21 protein-coding genes are annotated in these 20,269 nt (G+C 53.4%); 13 read left to right on the top strand and 8 right to left on the bottom strand.

The window, feature by feature from the left end; genetic code table 11:
- Position 1: 1 nt before the first annotated feature.
- Together yghU and AAIG26_RS14860 are read right to left on the bottom strand one after the other, a co-directional pair.
- Complete coding sequence (gene yghU, locus AAIG26_RS14865; RefSeq protein WP_020455244.1) at positions 2-865, bottom strand: glutathione-dependent disulfide-bond oxidoreductase; 864 nt, start codon at positions 863-865, stop codon at positions 2-4.
- A gap of 66 nt (positions 866-931) precedes the next feature.
- Entirely contained in the window at positions 932-1,489 is a 558-nt protein-coding gene (locus tag AAIG26_RS14860; protein ID WP_343180867.1) for a thioredoxin domain-containing protein, read from the bottom strand.
- A 436-nt stretch (positions 1,490-1,925) separates the two neighbouring features.
- Here AAIG26_RS14860 and AAIG26_RS14855 point away from each other — a divergent pair, with 436 nt between their 5' ends.
- Positions 1,926-2,405 carry a hypothetical protein gene (locus AAIG26_RS14855; protein ID WP_233500414.1) on the top strand — a complete coding sequence of 160 codons (480 nt, stop codon included), beginning with the start codon at positions 1,926-1,928 and terminating at the stop codon, positions 2,403-2,405.
- Positions 2,406-2,689: 284 nt separating this feature from the next.
- On the opposite strand, the gene AAIG26_RS14850 is transcribed toward AAIG26_RS14855, so the two are convergent.
- Together AAIG26_RS14850 and AAIG26_RS14845 are read right to left on the bottom strand one after the other, a co-directional pair.
- Positions 2,690-4,879: a TonB-dependent siderophore receptor gene (locus AAIG26_RS14850; protein WP_020455241.1), complete on the bottom strand. Its 2,190-nt coding sequence runs from the start codon at positions 4,877-4,879 to the stop codon at positions 2,690-2,692.
- Positions 4,880-5,190: 311 nt separating this feature from the next.
- Positions 5,191-5,418: a hypothetical protein gene (locus tag AAIG26_RS14845; protein WP_343180866.1), complete on the bottom strand. Its 228-nt coding sequence runs from the start codon at positions 5,416-5,418 to the stop codon at positions 5,191-5,193.
- 341 nt (positions 5,419-5,759) lie between these two features.
- Here AAIG26_RS14845 and AAIG26_RS14840 point away from each other — a divergent pair, with 341 nt between their 5' ends.
- From AAIG26_RS14840 to AAIG26_RS14830, 3 genes are read left to right on the top strand one after another with little or no spacing between them, the layout of a single operon-like run.
- Complete coding sequence (locus AAIG26_RS14840; protein WP_343180865.1) at positions 5,760-6,776, top strand: iron ABC transporter substrate-binding protein; 1,017 nt, start codon at positions 5,760-5,762, stop codon at positions 6,774-6,776.
- A gap of 21 nt (positions 6,777-6,797) precedes the next feature.
- On the top strand, positions 6,798-8,372 hold the full coding sequence (locus AAIG26_RS14835) for an iron ABC transporter permease (RefSeq protein ID WP_343180864.1): 1,575 nt from the start codon (positions 6,798-6,800) through the stop codon (positions 8,370-8,372).
- Between the two features lies 1 nt (position 8,373).
- Positions 8,374-9,408 (top strand): ABC transporter ATP-binding protein, encoded by a 1,035-nt coding sequence (locus AAIG26_RS14830; RefSeq protein ID WP_343180863.1) that lies wholly within the window; start codon positions 8,374-8,376, stop codon positions 9,406-9,408.
- A gap of 73 nt (positions 9,409-9,481) precedes the next feature.
- Here the strand turns inward: AAIG26_RS14830 and AAIG26_RS14825 are convergent, their stop codons facing one another.
- Entirely contained in the window at positions 9,482-9,649 is a 168-nt protein-coding gene (locus AAIG26_RS14825; RefSeq protein ID WP_313625919.1) for a hypothetical protein, read from the bottom strand.
- Here AAIG26_RS14825 and AAIG26_RS14820 point away from each other — a divergent pair.
- Both AAIG26_RS14820 and AAIG26_RS14815 read left to right on the top strand, forming a co-directional pair.
- Positions 9,648-11,231, top strand: coding sequence for a rhamnogalacturonan acetylesterase (locus tag AAIG26_RS14820; protein WP_343180862.1), 1,584 nt, complete (start codon positions 9,648-9,650; stop codon positions 11,229-11,231). The genes AAIG26_RS14825 and AAIG26_RS14820 overlap by 2 nt on opposite strands.
- 10 nt (positions 11,232-11,241) lie before the next feature.
- On the top strand, positions 11,242-12,330 hold the full coding sequence (locus AAIG26_RS14815) for a pectinesterase family protein (RefSeq protein WP_343180861.1): 1,089 nt from the start codon (positions 11,242-11,244) through the stop codon (positions 12,328-12,330).
- A gap of 39 nt (positions 12,331-12,369) precedes the next feature.
- Here AAIG26_RS14815 and AAIG26_RS14810 read toward each other — a convergent pair whose 3' ends face one another.
- The gene (locus AAIG26_RS14810) at positions 12,370-12,957 is read right to left on the bottom strand and encodes a flavin reductase family protein (protein WP_343180860.1); all 588 of its coding nucleotides are present in this window, start codon (positions 12,955-12,957) and stop codon (positions 12,370-12,372) included.
- A 210-nt stretch (positions 12,958-13,167) separates the two neighbouring features.
- Between AAIG26_RS14810 and AAIG26_RS14805 the strand changes: the two genes are divergently transcribed.
- Genes AAIG26_RS14805 through AAIG26_RS14795 form a run of 3 tightly spaced genes read left to right on the top strand, consistent with a single transcriptional unit; the run spans position 13,168 to position 14,229 of the window.
- Positions 13,168-13,500, top strand: a complete 333-nt coding sequence (locus AAIG26_RS14805; protein WP_045512182.1) for a DUF1971 domain-containing protein — start codon at positions 13,168-13,170, stop codon at positions 13,498-13,500.
- 10 nt (positions 13,501-13,510) lie between these two features.
- Positions 13,511-13,849 carry a DUF1869 domain-containing protein gene (locus AAIG26_RS14800; protein WP_020455231.1) on the top strand — a complete coding sequence of 113 codons (339 nt, stop codon included), beginning with the start codon at positions 13,511-13,513 and terminating at the stop codon, positions 13,847-13,849.
- A 23-nt stretch (positions 13,850-13,872) separates the two neighbouring features.
- Positions 13,873-14,229: a DUF1971 domain-containing protein gene (locus AAIG26_RS14795; RefSeq protein WP_020455230.1), complete on the top strand. Its 357-nt coding sequence runs from the start codon at positions 13,873-13,875 to the stop codon at positions 14,227-14,229.
- A 31-nt stretch (positions 14,230-14,260) separates the two neighbouring features.
- Here the strand turns inward: AAIG26_RS14795 and AAIG26_RS14790 are convergent, their stop codons facing one another.
- On the bottom strand, positions 14,261-15,133 hold the full coding sequence (locus tag AAIG26_RS14790) for a LysR family transcriptional regulator (protein ID WP_045512188.1): 873 nt from the start codon (positions 15,131-15,133) through the stop codon (positions 14,261-14,263).
- A gap of 107 nt (positions 15,134-15,240) precedes the next feature.
- Between AAIG26_RS14790 and budA the strand changes: the two genes are divergently transcribed.
- The 4 genes from budA (at position 15,241) to AAIG26_RS14770 (ending at position 19,407) form a co-directional block, all read left to right on the top strand.
- Positions 15,241-16,020, top strand: a complete 780-nt coding sequence (budA, locus tag AAIG26_RS14785; protein WP_343180859.1) for an acetolactate decarboxylase — start codon at positions 15,241-15,243, stop codon at positions 16,018-16,020.
- A 22-nt stretch (positions 16,021-16,042) separates the two neighbouring features.
- The gene (alsS, locus tag AAIG26_RS14780; RefSeq protein ID WP_020455227.1) at positions 16,043-17,722 is read left to right on the top strand and encodes an acetolactate synthase AlsS; all 1,680 of its coding nucleotides are present in this window, start codon (positions 16,043-16,045) and stop codon (positions 17,720-17,722) included.
- Positions 17,723-17,738: 16 nt separating this feature from the next.
- A complete protein-coding gene (locus tag AAIG26_RS14775) occupies positions 17,739-18,509 on the top strand; it encodes a (S)-acetoin forming diacetyl reductase (RefSeq protein WP_020455226.1) in 771 nt (256 codons plus the stop codon).
- 130 nt (positions 18,510-18,639) lie between these two features.
- A complete protein-coding gene (locus AAIG26_RS14770) occupies positions 18,640-19,407 on the top strand; it encodes a class I SAM-dependent methyltransferase (RefSeq protein ID WP_343180858.1) in 768 nt (255 codons plus the stop codon).
- A gap of 4 nt (positions 19,408-19,411) precedes the next feature.
- On the opposite strand, the gene AAIG26_RS14765 is transcribed toward AAIG26_RS14770, so the two are convergent.
- Positions 19,412-20,104: a class I SAM-dependent methyltransferase gene (locus AAIG26_RS14765; RefSeq protein WP_343180857.1), complete on the bottom strand. Its 693-nt coding sequence runs from the start codon at positions 20,102-20,104 to the stop codon at positions 19,412-19,414.
- Positions 20,105-20,269: the final 165 nt, after the last annotated feature.

Here is a 20,269-nt window from a genome sequence, read left to right as displayed (position 1 = left end):
ATCAAGCGTTGCGTTTATCTTCAGTTTGCGTGTCGAAATCGCTGGCGTCGTGGCGCTCGTGCAGTTGCTCACTCGGCTCGCCGAAGGTGCGGTTAACCATGCGCCCACGTTTCACCGCCGGGCGCTCTGCAATCGCTTTCGCCCAGCGCTGGACGTTTTGGTAGCTGCCCGCGTCGAGGAATTCCGCCGCGTTATAGACATTGCCCAGCACCACGTTGCCGTACCACGGCCAGATGGCCATATCGGCGATGGTGTACTCATCCCCGGCTACAAATGTGTGCTGTGCCAGTTGCTTATCCAGCACGTCCAGTTGGCGTTTGGCTTCCATGGTAAAGCGGTTGATCGCGTACTCGATCTTCACCGGCGCATAGTTATAGAAGTGGCCAAAACCGCCGCCGAGGAAAGGTGCGGAACCTTGCAGCCAGAACAGCCAGTTCAGCGTTTCAGTGCGTTTTGCCGGATCTTTTGGCAGGAAGTGACCGAATTTTTCCGCCAGATAGAGCAGGATCGCGCCGGATTCGAACACCCGCGTCGGCGGTGTGGTGCTGTGGTCGCGCAGCGCCGGGATTTTGGAGTTCGGGTTAACCTCGACAAAACCGCTGGAGAATTGATCGCCTTCACCGATGCGAATCAACCACGCGTCGTACTCTGCGGCACTGACGCCTTTCGCCAGTAACTCTTCCAGCATGATGGTCACTTTCTGGCCGTTCGGCGTACCGAGCGAATAGAGCTGTAACGGGTGTTTGCCGACCGGCAATGTTTTGTCATGCGTTGGGCCGGAAACCGGGCGGTTGATATTGGCAAACGCGCCGCCGCCGGATTTATCCCACGTCCAGACTTTGGGGGGCTGATAGTTGTCTGACATTTTGGCCTGCCTTTTCGTTGATGTGTTGAAGAAGTTAAGCGCCTGCAAAGCAGTGTAGCAGTCGCCTCAGGCGAGAATACGCTGCGCCCAGACGTTGATATCGTCGCCGCTACCGAGGTCGGCCTGCACCAGCCCGTTAACCATAAAGGTTGGCGAAACATGGATGCCATTCTGGCGCGCGTATTTGCTGTGCCATTTGATCTCGGTTTGCAGTTCCGGGCGGGCAAAAGCCTCTGCCAGCTTCACCCCGCTGTACTGTTCGATGCGTTCAATAATTTGCTGGGGCGTGGCGTGCATATTCGGGCCGCTGCAGTGGTCGGTAAATTCAAACTCTTCGCGATGATCGGCAACCGCTTGCAGCACTTTATGCGCGGCGTTTTTGCCATCTGCAAGCGTCGAGGCCGCGAGGATGCAGCGAACAATTACCCCGGAAAACAGGTGCCACGGCTGCGATTGCAGGCGGATTTTTACCGTGACGTTATCCTCGCCGACCTGTTGAAGCAGCGCGTCCAGTTTGTTAAACGCGCGTACAGAAAAAGGGCAAGTAGGTTCGATAAATACCTCGAACGTGCGTGGGCCATGACCCCAACTGAGCGGGGCGGCATGTAGCGGTTGTTGGCTCATTTTTCACTCCTGATATTTTATATTTTTTCGCGTTTCAAAGAGTAGCAGCATGCCGCAGGCAGGGGAAAGTCGCTTTGCCGCCGATGCGGTTAAGCAGTAAAGCGGTTGCGTTATTTTGCCGATGCGGGTGTTAAAACGTTGCGCGCTGACATGGATATTCGTTTGTTAAAATTTAGTGATAAAAATGGGCGGTGCTTCTGCTTTTAATTATATGCCCTGACTTAACGTATATTTTTTAATATCCAACTGATTTAAGTGAAATTATTGTTTTATTAAATATCGCGTGCTTATTTAATTTTTGTATGTAAATCATCCAGCTTCAGCGCTATTTGTTATTAATCTGTTTCTTTTGCCTGTCGATAATCGTTATGAGGATCTTTTTTTCGGCTCAGGCAGAGTCATTTGGCGGAATATCTGGTCATTGATAGCGGAGATAATGATGCAGGAGATTCAGGCGATTCAGGCAAGCCCGCACCTTGCCACAACAAAAGAAAACACAAACCATAAATCGGCGGCTCATACGGATAACGGCGCGGCAAATAGCGCTTCGCATGATGAGAGCACCAAAGTGACGCTCTCCAGCCGCGCAGAAAAGCACAAACACAGCAACGAAATAAAAGCCGAGCAGCAGGTTCAGGAAAAGAAAAAGGTGGAAAATCATGAAATTGATTATTCACTGGCGATGACCGGTATTCCGCAATTCGGCGGACGACTGGTGACCATCGTTAAATATCCGGACGGCAGAACGGAAATGGTTGATGCGTTTTCGGGTAAAAAAGTAACGCAACAAGAGTTAGCCACCGCGCAGTTACAGAAAGAGAAACGCGTGGCTGAACAGCACAAACAGGACGCGAAAGCGGTCGTGCAGCAAGAGCAGATAACGGCGGGCGAATCTGAACCGACGGATATGCAATAAAAATCTCCAGTAAAACCTGTCTTATTTCAGGGGTATTAACGTTAGCGGTAGTAATCCGGTATCTATATCTGGACCTTATATTTAGCGGTTGTTGATTCAATATATCTTATATTACGCATTCGCTGACCGGAAAATAGAATAGCCTCAGTCATCTATTTGGCTTAAGGCAAAAACAGCACGATATATTTTCAGCAAAATAATGGCTGAGGATATCGGCTTGTTTGCGTTTTATTGGGCATGAATAAAACGCAATGTGCCGCCTGAAATACAGGCGGCACATCTCATCAGAACAGAACGGAATAATTCAGGCCAAACGTACGGCCGCGGCCTTTATAGGTATATAAACCCGCTGCGCCGTAGGTTGGGCTGTATAAACCCGGTGCGCGTTGTCCCCACGCGGTGGTGTAATCTTCGTCCAGCAGGTTTTCAACGCTAAAGCTCAACTTACCGACGGGCAGAAGGTAGCTGCCGAGCAGGTCAACGGTGTTGTACCCGTCAATATGTTTCCCATCGGCGTCAGAAAGATCAAAGGTCTGCGTGCTTTGCAGGCGTAACGTCCAGTCACCTGGCGCCCAGTTGACCCACGCGCTCATTTTCGACGGGCTGGCGCTATCCACGGTCAGTTTCTGCCACTTGCCATCGACGCGGGTTTGCGACTTGATGGCGTTAAAGTTTGCACCGGTGCTCCACTCGCTGTTGCTAAAGAAGTAATCGACCTGACCTTCCACACCGTAAATACGACGCTGATCATCTTCAATATTGATGGTCATGTCGCTTTTGTTGATGTTGATGGTTTTATCCGAAAGCGAGTAGTACGCGGCGATCTGCGTACGCAGGCTATCGCCGGTGAAGCGCCAGCCCAGCTCGTAGGCATTCACTTTAATGCCGTCCAGCTTCGAATCATTAACGTTGACGCTGTTAACCAGACGGTAGTGGCCATTTTCGAGCTTGTAGGTGCCGGAACCGTAATATTTCGCCAGGTCCGGGATTTCAAAGCCTTGCGAGAAGTTAAACCACACCTGCTGGCGTTCGCTCAGATGACCGAGGATACCGGCGTTGAATAGCAGATTGTTGTAATCCGTTTTGCCGCCTGGCACCGCGTCTGCCGAGGTCGCCTTGCCGGTGGCGATGGCTTGCTGCTGCGCGTAGCCCACAAAGTCGTCGACTCTGTTTTCCGTGTACTGGTAGCGCACGCCACCGCTCAGGGTGATGGCCGCAATGTCATAGCTGCTTTGCAGGAACGGCGCGAGGTTCGTGATGCTGTAGCCGGGATAGCGCCCGACGTTATAAGCGTTATCCAGTTTCATCCCACCGCTGGCGGCGGCGTTGCTGAGATTGAAAAATTGCTGGTTGGCATCGAACGTTTCATGTTCGGCGTCCACGCCCCAGGTCAATGTCAGATCTTCCAGCGGTTTGCTGTTGAGAGTGAGTTTGCCGCCGTAGAAATCGGTTTTTTGCTGCGATGCGCCAATGCTGGTCACCGAGCCGCCGGAAAGCGTCGGGAAGGGATAATAGGTCAGGCTTTCGTCACGGTAGTAAATCTGCGCCAGTAAATCCTGGCCCCAGAAATCGCTGTTGGCGTATTGCAGGTTAATTAAGTGGCGTTCGGTGCCGGGGATGCGGTCGGAATCAAGATTGCTTTTGTTGTAAGCGTTGCCGGAGCCGCGCACCGCCGAGAAGTTTTCGCCAAGGAAAAGGCCGTGCTTACCGTCAGACTGGCTTTTGTAATACTGCGTGGTGAGCTGCAACTGCTGATGATCGTCGATATTCAGCGTGCCGGTACCCATTACATCCAGGCGGTCTGAGTACTGCAAACCGGTTTGCGTGTTATCAATGATCACTTCATTGCCTTTGCCGTCGTACCAGCCGCCATAGCGCTGGTACGCCACCGAGAGGCGACCCGACGCGTTATCGTTACCGCCGCTGACCGCAGCCGCGATGTTCTCGTCGTGATCGTTATGGCTGTTAAAACCGCTTTTCGTGCCGGTCTGGAACTCAACCTCGGTTTCTGGCTGGCCTTTCTTGGTGACTATATTGATTAAACCGCCGGTACTGCCGCCGCCGTACAGCGATGTTGCGCCGGAAATCACTTCGATGCGCGCAATGTTAAACGGATCGATAGCATCGAGCTGGCGGCTGTCGCTGCGGGACGAGTTCAGACGTACGCCGTCGACCATCACCATCATTGAACGGCCGCGCAAATTCATGCCGTAATTGGTGCGTCCCTGGCTGCTGACGTCCATCCCGGGAATTAGCTGCGCCAGCACCTCTTTTAACTCTTTTCCGCCCTGAACCTGCTGCTCAATCTCAGCCTGTTCAATGACCCAGGTGGTTTGCGCCATATCCGTAACGCTGTGGTTTGCGCGGCTGGCGGCAACCACCAGTGTCTCTTCTTTTTGACCTTCCGCCGAGGCGTGAGCGGAAAACATCATCAATAAACAAGGATTTAATGCCCAAAGATAACGAGATTTCATTGTTATGGTGATCCTGATTTAACAGAAGTACGGCGGCGCTGATCCTCCCGGCCGCAAGCAATATCGCTATTTGTTGATAGCGATTATCAAGATGATATGAATTATCGTTACCATGTAAACGCTTTATGTAAAAAAATGTTGGAATAACCCGGTGATTTCCATTGGATTTTTAGGGTTTTTGAACGTGAATCTGAACAGACAAAGGGCGGGGAGGGCACCGGGTTCGATAACGATACCGCCCGGTATAATAAGGTTGCTGGTATTTATTGCTTGATGCGTTTACGGCAAGTGAAAAGGTATTTTAGCGGGGTTTAGCGCTTCGTTTTGTTATGCTTTTCTTTAAAATCCGCAATCGCCTGATTGATGTTATCTGTTTCGATGGCGTCCACTTTTTCGCCTTCGAAAAAGATTTCATAGTGGCCTGAAACATATTTAAAGGTAAATATCTTACCCTGATAACGCACGCGCTTTTCTTTTACAGACAATCCCCTGCTGCGCATAGCCACTTTTGCCATTGTATCTATCTTTTTATCTTTCATAATAATTTGTCTTACCTGTGCAGGTTGTTTTGCGATGTTTGGTATTAAACCCACTCAATCTGATGTTAATTTGTTATTCATGGAAAAGATAGCCACGGTTGTCTGATTCGCTGGATTGATAATATATGAAACATTTAACCTGATGTTAAGGTTGTCTTAATCTTCTGCGTATCCTGCAATTGTGAATTAGTGGATTAATTCATTTTTTAATTTTTGATGATATTTAATTTCAAACTCATTCTTCTGATAATAGTTTTGATTCTCATTTCATTTCCGCTACGATTAAAATCCAGCTCGGCTCGTATGTGCTGACTGTTACACATAATTTAAAAGGAATGATGATGAAGAACCGCTTTTTGCCGCTCTGTTCACTTGCACTGGTCATCTCTTCAGTTTTTGCTGCTCCCGCGGCGCTCGCCGCCGATAACGACGACGGTATCGTGGTCTATAACGCGCAGCACGAAAACCTGACCAAATCCTGGGTCGACGAATTCACCAAAGAAACCGGCATCAAAGTCACGTTGCGTAACGGCGGCGATACGGAGCTGGGTAATCAACTGGTGCAGGAAGGCAACGTTTCGCCAGCGGATGTGTTTCTGACGGAAAACTCCCCGGCGATGACGCTGGTCGACAACGCCGGGCTTTTTGCGCCGCTCAATGCGGATACGCTGAAACAAGTTCCAGCGCAGTTCCGTCCGGCGCATGGTCGCTGGATTGGTATTGCCGCGCGCAGTACCGTTTTTGTCTATAACCCGGCGAAACTCTCCGCCTCGCAGTTACCTGCGTCGATCATGGATTTAGCCAAACCGGAATGGAAAGGCCGCTGGGCGGCGTCGCCTTCAGGCGCTGATTTTCAGGCCATTGTCGGCGCGATGCTGACCCTGAAAGGTGAAAAAGCCACGCTCGACTGGCTGAAAGCGATGAAAACTAACTTTGTGCCTTACAAAGGCAACAGCACGGTGATGAAAGCGGTCAATGCCGGACAAATCGACGGCGGCGTGATTTATCACTACTACTACTTTGTCGATCAGGCTAAAACCGGCGAGAACAGCAAAAACACCCAGCTTCACTACTTTAAACATCAGGATCCGGGCGCGTTCGTCAGCATCTCTGGCGGCGGCGTTTTAGCGTCCAGCAAACACCAGAAACAGGCGCAGGCGTTTATCAAATGGATAACCGGCAAGCAGGGCCAGGAGATGCTGCGTACCAACAATGCGTTTGAATACGCAGTAGGGGAAGGCGCGGCATCTAACGCAAAACTGGTTCCGCTGGCGCAATTAGACGCACCGAAAGTGGAACCCTCTGCGCTTAACAGCAAAAAAGTCAGCGAGTTAATGACCGAAGCCGGTCTTTTGTAATCACGCAGGAAAGAGTGCCTGATGTCCAGTTTAAGTCTCCCGGCGGCTAGCAATGCGGCCAGCCATGCCGCCCGGCACCGCCCTTCGCGGGTGCTGGTGGTATTTGCCCTTTTTGTCGCGGCACTGGCCTTACTGCCCGTTGGTTTTGTCATCGGTGTCGGTATTGATACCGGCTGGGCGACGGTGCAGGCGCTCATTTTTCGCCCGCGTGTGGGTGAGTTGCTCGTCAACACCTTCTGGCTCATTGCACTTGCTGTACCCGCCAGCGTCGCGCTTGGCACGTCGCTGGCGTGGCTCACCGAACGGACGTCGCTGCCCGGCCGGCGCATATGGGCCGTGCTGGCGGTTGCGCCACTGGCGATCCCGGCGTTTGTACAAAGCTATGCCTGGGTGAGCGTTTTGCCTGGGTTTAATGGATTACCCGCGGCGGTGTTTATCGCCGTGCTGGCCTATTTTCCGTTTATTTATATGCCGGTCGCGGCGGTGTTGCGCCGCCTCGATCCCAGCCTTGAGGATGTTGCGGCATCGCTTGGCACTCCGCCGTGGCGGATCTTTTTTCGCGTGATCTTGCCCCAGCTCCGGCTGGCGCTTTGTGGCGGTGCGCTGCTGGTGGCGCTGCACTTACTGGCGGAATATGGCCTGTTTGTGATGATCCGCTTCGATACCTTCACCACCGCGATTTACGATCAGTTTCAGTCAACTTTCAGCGGCCCGGCCGCCAATATGCTCGCCGGTGTGCTGGCGCTCTGCTGCCTGGCGTTGCTGCTGCTGGAGACGGCGGCGCGCGGCAAAGCGCGCTATGCGCGGGTGGGCTCAGGGTCAGCGCGCAAGCAACAACGCCGCGCACTTGGGCGCTGGGGCTGCGGGCTGGGGTTATTGCTGGCGGCGTGCACGGTGGCGCTGTCATTCGGTACGCCGATTGCCGTGCTCGGCCGCTGGTTGTGGCTCGGTGGGTTCGATAACTGGTATCGCGCGGATCTTTGGCTTTCACTGCGCCAGACTCTTTTTCTGGCCGTTTGCGGGGCGCTGATCACCACTGCGTTCGCCATTCCGACGGCGTGGCTCTCGGTGCGCCATCCGCGCCGCGTATTTCGCTTTCTCGAAGGCTGTAATTACATCACCAGCGCATTGCCCGGCATTGTGGTGGCGCTGGCGCTGGTTACCGTGACAATTCATTACGCGCGCCCGATTTACCAGACCGAAGTGACGCTGTTTCTCGCCTGGCTGTTGATGTTTATGCCCAGAGCGTTAATCAACTTACGCGCCGGGATTGCGCAAGCGCCGGTCGAGCTTGAGCAGGTGGCGCAAAGCCTTGGCATCTCGCCTGGCAGAGCGCTGGTGAGTGTTACGCTGCGGCTGGCTGCACCGGGTGCTTCCACCGCGGCGGCGTTAGTCTTCCTGGGCGTGAGCACGGAACTGACCGCCACGCTGCTGCTTTCCCCGCTTGGCACGCGCACGCTGGCGACAGGGTTTTGGGCGCTGACCAGCGAGATCGACTACGTGGCGGCGGCACCTTATGCGTTGCTGATGATTTTGATCTCCTTGCCGTTGACCGGCCTGCTGTATAAGCAATCACAAAAACTTTCGGGTCTTTAAGATGTTAGAACTGGCAACAATTTCGAAAAGCTTTGCCGCTGCGCGCGTGCTGGATGATGTCAATCTGGTGATTCCTGCGGGTAGCCGCACGGCGATTGTCGGCCCGTCCGGGTCGGGGAAAACCACGCTGTTGCGTTTGATCGCCGGGTTTGAAATGCCGGACAGCGGGCGTATCGAGTTGCAGGGAAAAACCTTGTTTGGCGACGGCCAGTTTGTCCCGGCTCACCAACGCAACATTGGCTTTGTGCCGCAAGAAGGCGCGCTGTTTCCGCACCTTCGCGTCGGAGAAAACATTGCCTGGGGACTTAAAGGTTCGCGCCACGAGAAGCAACGCCGTGTCGACGAGTTAATGGCGATGGTGTCGCTGGACAGCAAGCTGGCGGCGCGCTGGCCGCATGAGATCTCCGGTGGTCAGCAGCAACGTGTGGCACTGGCCAGAGCGCTGGCGCAGAAACCGGCGCTGATGTTGCTCGACGAACCGTTTTCGGCGCTGGACACTGGCCTGCGCGCCGCTACGCGTAAAGCCACGGCGGATTTGCTGACTGAAGCCGGCGTTGCATCCATTCTGGTTACTCACGATCAGAAAGAAGCACTCTCCTTCGCTAGCCAGATTGTGGTGATCCGCCATGGCCGCTTTGCGCAGGTGGGATCGCCGTTCGCGGTCTATTCGCAACCGGTTGATGAGGAGACGGCGCTGTTTTTGGGTGATGCGCTGATTCTATCTGCTAATGTGGCACAAGGGCGTGCGCACTGTCTGCTTGGCGATGTGGCGGTGGATAACCCGGCGCTTTCTGGCGCTCATCGCATTATGTTGCGCCCGGAGCAGGTAAGTGTGGTGCCGTGCGATGAGCATCAAACCTACCCGCAGGCACAAATTATCGATATGGATTTTGCCGGATATCTTTCGTCATTGACGCTGCTGTTTTCGCAAACCGGCGAACGCCTGACATTACAAGCCATCACCCGCCCGGACTGGCGACCTGGCATGAAAGTGAATCTGCAGGTTAACGGTAGCGCCCGCGTATTCCCCCGCTGAATGTAATGCCCGGTTAACGCCGGGTTTGTTTATCAATTGTCATATTCTTGAGACCGATCTCAAAACGATGTTTTCACATGTGTAAAACTTCGTTTCGTTTTGTATCGCCATAAAAATAAAAGCCTTTGTTGACCCGTAATGCCTGATGGCGTTCACTCTTGGCCACATTTTCCAGAAACAGAAACGCGCGATTACACCGGTGCAGCCTGCCGGGAGAACCTGTTTCAGGAGAATGATCCATGCAATACCCTCTGGGACTTAGTGTGCTGTTTTGTTGCCTGCCAGCGATGGCGAATGCGGCAACGATACTTGAAGGCGCGGTTTTCGCCGATGCGCCGCTGGCGGGCGCTCCGGTAACGGTGACCGACAGTTCAGGCAAGCGCCTTACCACCAAAACGCGCAGCGATGGACGCTATTCGCTGGCGGTTGATGCCCTCACACCGCCGTTAACCCTTTCCACCACCCAGAGCACGGGCGGCGCTGAGTCGTGTTTGCGAAGCGATGAACCGCGTGCGCGCTGCATGGCCTCGCTACGGATTACGCTGCAAAAAGAGCGTCGTAATACCGCTAATATCACCCCCTTTACCGACAGACTAGTCTCCGAAGTGGCCGGTCAGTTGGGCTATATCGGCCCGCAGCAATGGGTTGAGCGCGGTGATAACAGCAAGCTGAATGCCGGTTTGCTGGCCGGGCCGCTGGCTAACTTTCGGCATGGCATGGCCGACGCGTTGCGTTTATCTGGCCTGAATGCGCAAACCGCCGATCCGGTGCAGACCCCCATTCGCACCGGCAACGGTATGGCGCGGATTTTGTCGGTGATTAACCACAATCGCAACTATGACAACAACAGCGGCGAGGCGGGCGCGGCAGTGCTGACCGACAGCGCCTTTCGTCCGATTGTCGGTTTACAGAACTTCGGGCCGTGGGAACCGTTAGATTTGCCGCGTGCGCTACGCGACCGGCAGGCTATCAGTAGCGCGAAAACGCGTATTTTGCTGGTCAGTGACTCCACCGCCGCCACCTATGAAGTCGCCCGTTTACCGCGCATGGGCTGGGGGCAAGTTTTCCAGCACGCGTTTCGCGCCGACAGCGGCGTTGTGGTGCTTAACGGTGCGCGTTCCGGGCGCTCCAGCCGCGATTTCTACAACGAAGGCTGGTACCAGCAAATGGCGCGTGATTTGCGCCCTGGCGACTATGTTTTTATCGCCCATGGTCATAACGATCAAAACTGCGATGGCGATAAAGCGGTGCGCGGCGCGGCCGACGTGAAAAACCTCTGCACCTATCCCAATGATGCCAGCGGCAATCCGCAGTTTCCGCCGGGGGAACCATTGTTGTCGTTCCAGCACTCGCTGGAGCGCTATATCACGCTGGCGCGTGCAGCGGGCGCGACGCCGGTGCTGTTGACCCCGACCACGCGGGTAAAAAACCGCGCCGGGAAAACGGCTTTTCAGCAGGGCGCCGACGATGTGGTGGTCAGCACTCATTACACAGTGAAAAAGCCGGGTTACCGCTTTGCCGGAAACTACATCGACACCATCAAACAGACCGCCCAACGCAACCACGTGCCGCTTATTGATCTGGAAAAAGCGACCATCGATTTCGCCAATGCGCACGCCAGCGACTGGATGGATTACTGGCTGGCTGTGGATGTGAACGACCCGCGCTACCCCTGGTATAAAACGGAAACTTCCGGAATTCGCAGCAATCCTGATACCACCCATTTCCAGCAACAAGGTGCAGACGCTGTCGCATCGATGGTAGCTGATCTAATCCGGACCACACCTGAATTGACCTCGCTTGCTGACAAACTAAAATCCTAAGGAGAGACCGATGAAAACACTGCACTGTTCACTGCACTATTCCGCGCTGTTGCTGGCGTGTATCAGCGTTTCCGCTCAGGCGAGCGAGTGGAACGCCATTGTCTCCACCGCGCCGCAAGCCGGTGAGTTCGCCACCATCAGCCAGGCGCTGGCCGCCGCGCCTGACAGCGGTACGCCGTGGCGGATCCTGGTCAAAGAGGGGCGCTGGAACGAACGGCTGGTGATTGAAAAACCGGTCACGCTGGTGGGGCAATCCAGAGAGCAAACGCAGATTGAAGCGAATACGCCCGCCGGTGCATTAGGCAGTGACGGACAGAAGCTCGGCACCGGGCGCACCAGCACGGTGGAAGTGCGAGCCTCTGGCGTGACCATTGAGAACCTGACCATTCGCAATAGCTTTGATTTCCCGGCCAATGCCGCGCTGGCGGATGGTGATGCGAAGAAGCTGAAAGACACGCAGGCGGTGGCGCTGATGGTGTCGGAAAATGTCGATAAAGCGCGTTTCCGCCATGTCCGGCTCGAAGGTTACCAGGACACCTTTTACAGCAAGAGCGGAAGCCGCAGCTATTTCACCGATTGCGAAGTGAGCGGGCACGTTGACTTTATCTTTGGCCCCGGCATTGCGGTGTTTGACCGCTGCGAGATTATCGCCCGTAACCGCAATGATATTGCCCCGCCGTATGGCTATATCACCGCGCCGGCGACGCAGGCGGATGAGAAGTTTGGCTTGTTGATCATCAACAGCAAGCTCAGCAAAGAAGCGGGCGTTCCGGCGAAAAGTTTCGCGCTGGGTCGCCCGTGGCATCCGACAACACAATTCAGCGACGGGCGCTATGCCGATCCGAACGCCATTGGTCTGGCGGCATTTATCAACTGCGAAATCGACGACCATATTTACGGCTGGGATAAAATGTCCGGCAAAGATAAAGCCGGGGAGAAGATCTGGTTTTATCCGGAAGACAGCCGTTTTTATGAGTTTGATAACCGTGGTCCGGGCGCCGGGCAGGGCGGTACGAAATACCAGTTAAGCAAGGCGGACGCCGCGCAATATAATCTGGCGGCGATTTTCAGCGGCTGGGATAACGCGCTGCTGGAGTAAAGGATTATGCCCCCCGTGAGCGGGGGCAATTTATGAAGATCAGTTGCCGTATTTCACGTTAAACCCGAGCGTATCGCCAACGGTAGTGTATTCACGGAAATTGAAAATCAGCGGTTTCCATTTGCCTGAATTAACAATGCCATTTTCATTTAAAAGCGCGTTTTCAACCCATAAGTTCACGATATCCAGCTCAGCCAACATAAAACGGCCTTTATCGCTGGTGGAGACTAAGCGGCATTCCGCCTGGATTGGGCACTCGGCAACGCGCGGCGGCGCGACATCGACAGAGGCTTCTGTGTGTAACCCGGCTTTGGAGAATTTATCGTGGCAAATTTCAACACCCCACTTGGTTTGGTTTTCCGACAGGCTATCGCCGCCGGTAAGTTTGCCGATTTGTTCCACTTTTTCCCAAAGCGTGTGATCGGGAATATTGATCACGGCGTCTGAACCGGCCAATAAATTATTGTAGGTTTTACCGCCTTTGCTGATGCCAATAATCAGTTTCTCACCCAAAGAAATAGAGGAGGATGCCGCTGAAATATTTGTGTTGCCATCTTTATCTTGCGTAGTGACTAAAAAAACGGGAAAGCCATAATAAAAAGAATTGAGTTTGGATTTGCTTTTCATTGCGCGTTGATTCCTGCTTATAAATAATTATCTGTCATTTTTCCCCCATCATGGTGTATTTATCAATAACCCTTTCTGAGTAACAAAATTCAGCGGAAATAACCCCTAAAAAAAGTAGTCCACAAATTATAAAACAGGTATATCATATGCAACAAATGCTTTTCCCCCTCCCGGCAAACCTGCTTTGCTGAGACACAAAGAGGATGAAACATGCAACGAATTGCGATACCCGCGAACTATGTCCACACCCGTTCGACGCCGTTCTGGACCAAAGAAACCGCCCCGGCGTCCATCTGGAAACGCCATCTCGATGCCGGAACACGCCAGGGCGTCTACCCGCGTTTGAGTGTGCTGCAAGGGGCGATCCGCTATTACGGTTACGCCGATGAAACCAGCCCGCAACCGGTAGAGACATTAACGATTAATGCCGGTGAATTTGGCGTTTTCCCGCCGGAAAAATGGCACAACATTGAAGCATTAAGCGACGATACGATATTTAGCGTCGATTTCTATGTTGACCCGAAAATTTTGATTGAAGGCTGAGGTAATTCTGATGACGACTGAAAACAAAGGTTATTCTTTAGCAGTTTCTAACCGTGCTAACAATGAGACGCAGGAAAAGGTCTATCTCAAGCCAATGTCGTTATATGTTCCTGATGTTGCTGTACAGGCGGTTGCGGAACTGATTGCGGGTCTTACTGACGATAAAGAAAGTTCCAGTGAAATTATCCTGACGGTGACTAACAATAATAACGGGGTTTCAGTGGATAAAGAGTTTTCCTCGCTTAATGAGCTGAAAGATCCGCTTAATGCCGCAGACGCGGTGAAAGAGTTGATTAATATCGTTCGCGGCTATGAATCGGACGAAGAAACTAACGTGTGCGGCTGGTAATCGAAGCGGCCTCAGGAGGTATTATGGCGCATCAAATTCCTGTTCATTTCCGTCATACCCGCTCAACGCCTTTCTGGACGAAAGAGACGGTTCCACAGGCGCTGCTCACCCATCACAACACCAAAAAAGGGGTCTATGGCCGTTTGTCGGTGATGCAGGGGGCCGTGAAATATTTTGGTTTTGCCAGTGAGCATGACACCACGCCGGAAGTGGAAGTGGTGATTGAAGCCGGGCATTTTGGCATTAGCCCGCCGCAATACTGGCACCATATTGAACTGTTAACCGATGACACCTACTTCAATATCGATTTCTTTGCCGACCCCAACGAAGCGCTGGAAGGGAAGGGGATTGGCCAGGTTGTGAATACCCATCGCAGCTAAACAGTTCACGCCCGCTTTGCGGCGGGCGTTTTTAAAAGTTCTCAATAAACCGTTTTACAGCAGGCGATCGCTCGAACTTGCGCCACGCCAGCGCCACATCCGTTTTTAATGTCTGTTCCGCCATCCGGTGAAATGTCACTTGCGGGTGGCTGAAACAGGCCATGGATTGCGGAACGATGGCGAAACCGAAACCCGCGGCCACCATGCTCAGCGAAGAGGAGAACTGCGACGCTTGTTGCTGATTTTCCATATCAATTCCCGCACGCAGACAGGCGTTGTACACCAGTTCATACAGACCCGGTGCGACCTGCTGAGGGAAGATAATGCACGGTGTTTGCTGCAATTCGTTAAGCGAGATATCTGCTTTCGCGGCAAGCGGATGCGAGCGGTGTAACGCCAGCACCATCGGCTCTTCATCGATCAATTTCAGGTTGAACATTTTGCTGTTTTCGCATGGCAGGCGCACAAAGGCGACATCAATCAGCCCCTCTTCCAGCTCCTGCATCAGCGTCGCCATATTGTCCTCTTTTTGATACAGCGCCACCTGCGGATAGCTTTGCTGAAACTGGCGAAGCGCGGAAAAAATCTGCGTGTGAAACGCATTGGAGCTGGTCACGCCAAGGTACAATTTTCCATTAATTCCCCGCGCAATTCCTTTCGCTTTTTCCATTGCCGCATCGCTCAACGCGATGATTTGGCAGGCATCTTCATAAAACGCTTCACCCGCCTCGGTGAGCTCAACGCCGCGAGTTTGCCGGTAAAAAAGCGGCGTGCCCACTTCCTGCTCAAGACGACGAATTTGCTGACTTAATGGCGGTTGCGACATGCCCAGCATTTCTGCGGCACGGGTGAAATGTTGCGTCTGCGCAACGGCAACAAAATAGCGTAGATAACGGAGTTCCATATTAAAAACATCTCAAACCCTGATGCTTTGTATATTGGAATCTATCGCTGAATCGCGTCAATAATTAATCAGCTTTTCTAAACGACTGCTCAGCGAGGTAAAGGATAATGAGTCATCTAACCGGTTGTTCTTGCGAGGAAAGTCTACGGGAAACATTTCGTGCCTTTTCAGAAACTCGCCCAGAATGTGTGATATATCAAACATCGCTAATGAGTGCGCTATTAAGCGGTGTTTACGAAGGAAATACCACGATTGAGGATTTACTTAATCACGGTGATTTTGGTCTTGGCACTTTTAACGAGCTGGATGGAGAATTAATTGCGTTCAACAGTGAGGTTTACCAGTTGCGTGCTGATGGCAGTGCCCGTGAGGCTAGCCCACAGCAAAAAACGCCGTTCGCGGTAATGACCTGGTTTAAACCGCAGCATCGCGTTGAACTCGACAGACCAGCCAGCCGCCAGCAACTGCACGACATCATCGATAAAGCGATCCCCTCCGATAACATTTTCTGCGCGCTGCGTATTGATGGCCATTTTCGCCATGCACACACTCGCACCGTTCCACGCCAGACGCCGCCTTATCGCGCTATGACCGATGTGCTTGATGATCAACCGGTGTTCCGTTTTAACGGGCGCGATGGCGTGCTGGTCGGGTTCCGCACACCCCAGCATATGCAGGGCATTAATGTGGCCGGCTATCACGAGCACTTTATTACGGACGATCGTCACGGCGGCGGACACCTGCTGGATTACCAGCTTGAAAGCGGCACGCTGACATTTGGAGAAATCCACCATTTGATGATCGACCTGCCTGCAGACGCGGCGTTTCTTCGCGCGAATTTACACCCGGATAATCTGGATGCTGCCATCCGTTCGGTTGAGAGCTGAGAGCCATTTAAAGGAGTAAATGATGAACAAAGAAAACCGTAAACATCAATGGTCGCACGGTGCGGATATGGTGGTGGCACAACTGGAAGCGCAGGGAGTGAAACATGTGTTTGGCATTCCTGGTGCCAAAATTGACAAAGTGTTTGATTCGCTTCTTGATTCAACCATTCAAACTATTCCGGTGCGCCACGAAGCGAACGCGGCATTTATGGCGGCGGCGGTCGGGCGTATCACCGGTAAAGCTGGCGTCGCGCTGGTCACTTCCGGCCCCGGCTGTTCCAATTTGATTACCGGTATGGCGACCGCCAACAGCGAAGGCGACCCGGTGGTGGCGCTGGGTGGCGCGGTGAAACGCGCGGATAAAGCCAAGCTGGTGCACCAGAGCATGGACACGGTGGCGATGTTTAACCCCGTCACTAAATATGCGGTAGAGATAACCTCCTCCGACGCGATTGCCGAAGTGGTATCTAATGCATTTCGCGCCGCCGAGCAGGGGCGGCCGGGCAGTGCGTTTGTCAGCCTGCCGCAAGATATTGCCGACCAACCGGCGAGCGGCACTATCTTGCCCGCCAGCGGTGTGCCGCAGTTAGGTGCCGCGCCGGATGCGGCGATTGACGAGGTGGCGAAACTTATCGCGCAGGCGCAAAACCCGGTGTTTTTGCTCGGGCTGATGGCAAGCCGTGAAGAGAATATTTCGGCGCTGCATCAGTTGCTGGAAAAAAGCCATATTCCGGTTACCAGCACGTATCAGGCGGCAGGCGCGGTTAATCAGCAACATTTCACCCGCTTTGCCGGACGTGTGGGGTTATTTAATAACCAGGCCGGGGATCGGCTGCTGCACCTGGCGGATCTGATTATCTGTATTGGTTACAGTCCGGTGGAATATGAGCCATCAATGTGGAACACCGGTGACGCGAAACTGGTCCATATCGATGTGCTTCCTGCTTATGAAGAACGCAATTACGTGCCGGATTGCGAACTGGTTGGCGACATTGCCAGCACGCTCGACAAACTGGCCGCGAAAATCGAAAAACCGCTGATCCTCACGCCGCGCGCCTCAGAGATCCTGATTGAGCGCCGCAACCAGCGGGAACTGCTCAGCCGTAAGGGCGCACAGCTCTGCCAGTTCGCTATTCACCCGCTGCGTATTGTGCGGGCGATGCAGGATATCGTGAATAACGATGTCACGCTGACCGTCGATATGGGCAGTTTCCATATCTGGATTGCGCGCTATCTCTATAGCTTCCGCGCCCGTCAGGTGATGATTTCCAACGGTCAGCAAACCATGGGCGTTGCGCTGCCATGGGCGATTGGCGCCTGGCTGGTCAACCCGGGCCGCAAAGTGGTGTCGGTTTCCGGCGATGGTGGCTTTTTACAATCGAGCATGGAGCTGGAAACCGCTGTGCGCCTCGGGGCGAATGTGCTGCATATCATCTGGGTCGATAACGCCTACAACATGGTGGCCATTCAGGAAGAGAAAAAATACCAGCGCCTTTCTGGCGTTAATTTTGGCCCGGTCGATTTTAAAGCCTATGCCGAAGCGTTTGGCGCTAAAGGGTTCGCGGTCGAAAGCACGGCAGAACTGGAACCCACGCTGCGTGCGGCAATGGATACGGACGGCCCGGCGGTGGTCGCCATCCCGGTTGATTACAGCGATAACCCGCTGCTGATGGGCCAGCTCAATCTTAGCCAGATTCTTTGAAAACCAAGGAGATATGATGAAAAAAGTTGCATTTGTGACCGGAGCGGGTCAGGGAATTGGTAAAGCCATTGCGTTGCGTCTGGCGAAAGATGGCTTTGCCGTCGCTGTTGCCGATTACAACGCCGCAACGGCAAAAGCGGTGGCTGACGAAATTAATAGCAGCAATGGCAGCGCGATAGCGGTGACGGTGGATGTCTCTGACCGCGACAAAGTGTTTGCGGCGGTAGAGGAGGCCAGAACCAAACTGAACGGGTTTGACGTGATTGTGAATAACGCCGGTGTTGCGCCTTCGACACCGATTGAGTCCATCACGCCAGAAGTGGTGGATAAGGTTTATAACATCAACGTAAAAGGCGTGATTTGGGGTATCCAGGCAGCGGTAAAAGCCTTCAAAGCGGAAAAACACGGCGGCAAAATTATCAACGCCTGTTCACAAGCCGGGCATGTCGGCAACCCGGAACTGGCCGTGTACAGTTCCAGCAAGTTCGCCGTACGGGGGCTCACGCAAACCGCCGCGCGGGATCTCGCGCCGCTTGGCATTACTGTCAATGGCTACTGCCCGGGCATCGTGAAAACACCGATGTGGGCGGAGATTGACCGCCAGGTCTCGGAAGCGGCCGGTAAACCGTTGGGGTATGGCACGGAGGAGTTTGCCAAACGCATTACGCTTGGGCGTCTTTCGGAACCAGAAGACGTTGCCGCCTGCGTCTCGTACCTCGCCGGGCCGGATTCCGACTATATGACCGGTCAATCCTTGCTGATCGATGGCGGTATGGTCTTTAACTAATTTTTATGGCTCGGACACAGCCTTGCCCTTGCGAAAACGCAGGGGCTTTTTTGTTGATGAAAGCCATTCTCATCTCCACACTGTTGTGATAAGTTGCATGCAGAATGCATGTTATTGTGAGGAGAGTCCGATGGCCGACAGTGATAAAGCAGGGCATACCTTTTTGGCGAGCCTCGGGAAAACGCGTTTGCGCCCCGGCGGGGTGGAAGCAACCGAATGGTTGTTTAGCCAGGTACCGCTAAATGAGCAGAGCCGGGTGCTGGAAGTCGCCTGCAATATGGGCACCACCGCGATTGAGCTGGTACAGCGTTTTGGCTGCATGGTCGACGCCATCGACATGGATAAAAACGCGCTCGCACAGGCGCGGCAAAATGTGATTTCTGCCGGTCTCGACAACTATATACATCTTAGCGAAGCCAATGCGAATAAGCTGCCGTTCGACGATAACACCTTTGATGTGGTGATTAACGAAGCAATGCTGACCATGTATGTGGACAAAGCGAAAGCAAAACTCATCAGCGAATATTATCGCGTGCTGAAACCCGGCGGCCGTTTATTGACGCACGACATTATGTTTATGCGCAGCGGGCTGGCGACAGATAACCAGTCACAACTGGAGCAGGTAGTGAAATCGAATGTCAGCCCGCTGACAGAAGCGGCATGGAAAACATTGTTTATCGACAATGGCTTTGCCGCGGTAGATACGCGCCACGGAGCAATGTCGTTGATGTCGCCCGTTGGGCTGATCCGTGATGAAGGTTTCGCGCGTGCGCTGCGCATAGTCTTTAATGGCTTACGCACACGTGATAACCGGATGCGTTTTCTCGGCATGTTCCGCTTTTTCCGCGCAAATCGCTGCCAGTTAAACTACATTGCCTGCTGTTCGCGCAAGGCGTAACACCTCAGCTTTTGCGCGCCGTCCAGCCATGGATCAGTAGCGACTGGAAAAAGCGCTGTGGCGGGGTAAAACCAGCCTGTTCAATCAGTGCTTCCGTGGTTTCTGCGGGCAACAGCAGCAGGCGCTGCGACAGTTGCGCTTTGATTTCCGCCATATCGCGCGGTGCCTGGCTGGCGGTTTCGTGCATGGTTGTCCACACTTCGAGCTGTTCATCAAACGCCGGGCTGTGCATGTCTCCGGCGATTTCCGCCGTGATCACACGTCCACCATGTTTTAACTGGCTCGCCATTTGTGAATAGATGCCATCGCGCTGCGGATGTTGAATAAAGTGAGTCACCAGCAGACAGAGTACCGCATCATAATCGCCGCTGGCGGGAAGCTCATTAAGATAACCTTCATGTAATGTGCAGCGGTCGGCAATGCCCGCCTGGTCGAGCTTTTGCTGGCAGACTGCGAGCATATCCGGCGAGGGATCAATGCCGGTAAAGCGCCATTGTGGATGGTGCTGCGCAAGGCGGATGATTTCGCTGCCGGTGCCGACACCAACACAGAGAATTCGCGCTTGATGCGGCATTTTTTTCAGCAACAAAGAGATAAGCAGGTGCAGATTATTGGCAATTTCGCCCAGCCGCTCGTTGTAAGCATCGTACTGGCGCGAGAATTCGCTGTTAAAAATGTCGTTCGTATTCTGCGCCACGTTATCTCCGGGATAGCTGTCGATCATGTAACTTAAAATATTACATGAAATGGGATGGCGCAAGCCAAATGCGTTTTTCGGCAAACCAGTGCAAAAATGATCGTTTTGGTTATGGCGCGCTTTGCGTTTAACTGAGCACGTCAACCTTTGCTGGAGAACGCGCTG

Source organism: Kosakonia sp. PSU_27 (assembly GCF_039409795.1).
Classification (GTDB): Bacteria; Pseudomonadota; Gammaproteobacteria; order Enterobacterales; family Enterobacteriaceae; genus Kosakonia.
This window is presented reverse-complemented; position numbering and strand designations above follow the sequence as displayed.

What these genes read in the sequence shown, in the direction of transcription:
- AAIG26_RS14825 (WP_313625919.1), bottom strand. Translation starts at nt 9,649, where the DNA reads ATGGATCATTCTCCTGAAACAGGTTCTCCCGGCAGGCTGCACCGGTGT.
- yghU (WP_020455244.1), bottom strand. Translation starts at nt 865, where the DNA reads ATGTCAGACAACTATCAGCCCCCCAAAGTCTGGACGTGGGATAAATCC.
- AAIG26_RS14820 (WP_343180862.1), top strand. Translation starts at nt 9,648, where the DNA reads ATGCAATACCCTCTGGGACTTAGTGTGCTGTTTTGTTGCCTGCCAGCG.
- AAIG26_RS14860 (WP_343180867.1), bottom strand. Translation starts at nt 1,489, where the DNA reads ATGAGCCAACAACCGCTACATGCCGCCCCGCTCAGTTGGGGTCATGGC.
- AAIG26_RS14805 (WP_045512182.1), top strand. Translation starts at nt 13,168, where the DNA reads ATGCAACGAATTGCGATACCCGCGAACTATGTCCACACCCGTTCGACG.
- AAIG26_RS14790 (WP_045512188.1), bottom strand. Translation starts at nt 15,133, where the DNA reads ATGGAACTCCGTTATCTACGCTATTTTGTTGCCGTTGCGCAGACGCAA.
- AAIG26_RS14795 (WP_020455230.1), top strand. Translation starts at nt 13,873, where the DNA reads ATGGCGCATCAAATTCCTGTTCATTTCCGTCATACCCGCTCAACGCCT.
- AAIG26_RS14800 (WP_020455231.1), top strand. Translation starts at nt 13,511, where the DNA reads ATGACGACTGAAAACAAAGGTTATTCTTTAGCAGTTTCTAACCGTGCT.
- AAIG26_RS14855 (WP_233500414.1), top strand. Translation starts at nt 1,926, where the DNA reads ATGATGCAGGAGATTCAGGCGATTCAGGCAAGCCCGCACCTTGCCACA.
- budA (WP_343180859.1), top strand. Translation starts at nt 15,241, where the DNA reads ATGAGTCATCTAACCGGTTGTTCTTGCGAGGAAAGTCTACGGGAAACA.
- AAIG26_RS14830 (WP_343180863.1), top strand. Translation starts at nt 8,374, where the DNA reads ATGTTAGAACTGGCAACAATTTCGAAAAGCTTTGCCGCTGCGCGCGTG.
- AAIG26_RS14770 (WP_343180858.1), top strand. Translation starts at nt 18,640, where the DNA reads ATGGCCGACAGTGATAAAGCAGGGCATACCTTTTTGGCGAGCCTCGGG.
- alsS (WP_020455227.1), top strand. Translation starts at nt 16,043, where the DNA reads ATGAACAAAGAAAACCGTAAACATCAATGGTCGCACGGTGCGGATATG.
- AAIG26_RS14810 (WP_343180860.1), bottom strand. Translation starts at nt 12,957, where the DNA reads ATGAAAAGCAAATCCAAACTCAATTCTTTTTATTATGGCTTTCCCGTT.
- AAIG26_RS14815 (WP_343180861.1), top strand. Translation starts at nt 11,242, where the DNA reads ATGAAAACACTGCACTGTTCACTGCACTATTCCGCGCTGTTGCTGGCG.
- AAIG26_RS14775 (WP_020455226.1), top strand. Translation starts at nt 17,739, where the DNA reads ATGAAAAAAGTTGCATTTGTGACCGGAGCGGGTCAGGGAATTGGTAAA.
- AAIG26_RS14835 (WP_343180864.1), top strand. Translation starts at nt 6,798, where the DNA reads ATGTCCAGTTTAAGTCTCCCGGCGGCTAGCAATGCGGCCAGCCATGCC.
- AAIG26_RS14845 (WP_343180866.1), bottom strand. Translation starts at nt 5,418, where the DNA reads ATGAAAGATAAAAAGATAGATACAATGGCAAAAGTGGCTATGCGCAGC.
- AAIG26_RS14840 (WP_343180865.1), top strand. Translation starts at nt 5,760, where the DNA reads ATGAAGAACCGCTTTTTGCCGCTCTGTTCACTTGCACTGGTCATCTCT.
- AAIG26_RS14850 (WP_020455241.1), bottom strand. Translation starts at nt 4,879, where the DNA reads ATGAAATCTCGTTATCTTTGGGCATTAAATCCTTGTTTATTGATGATG.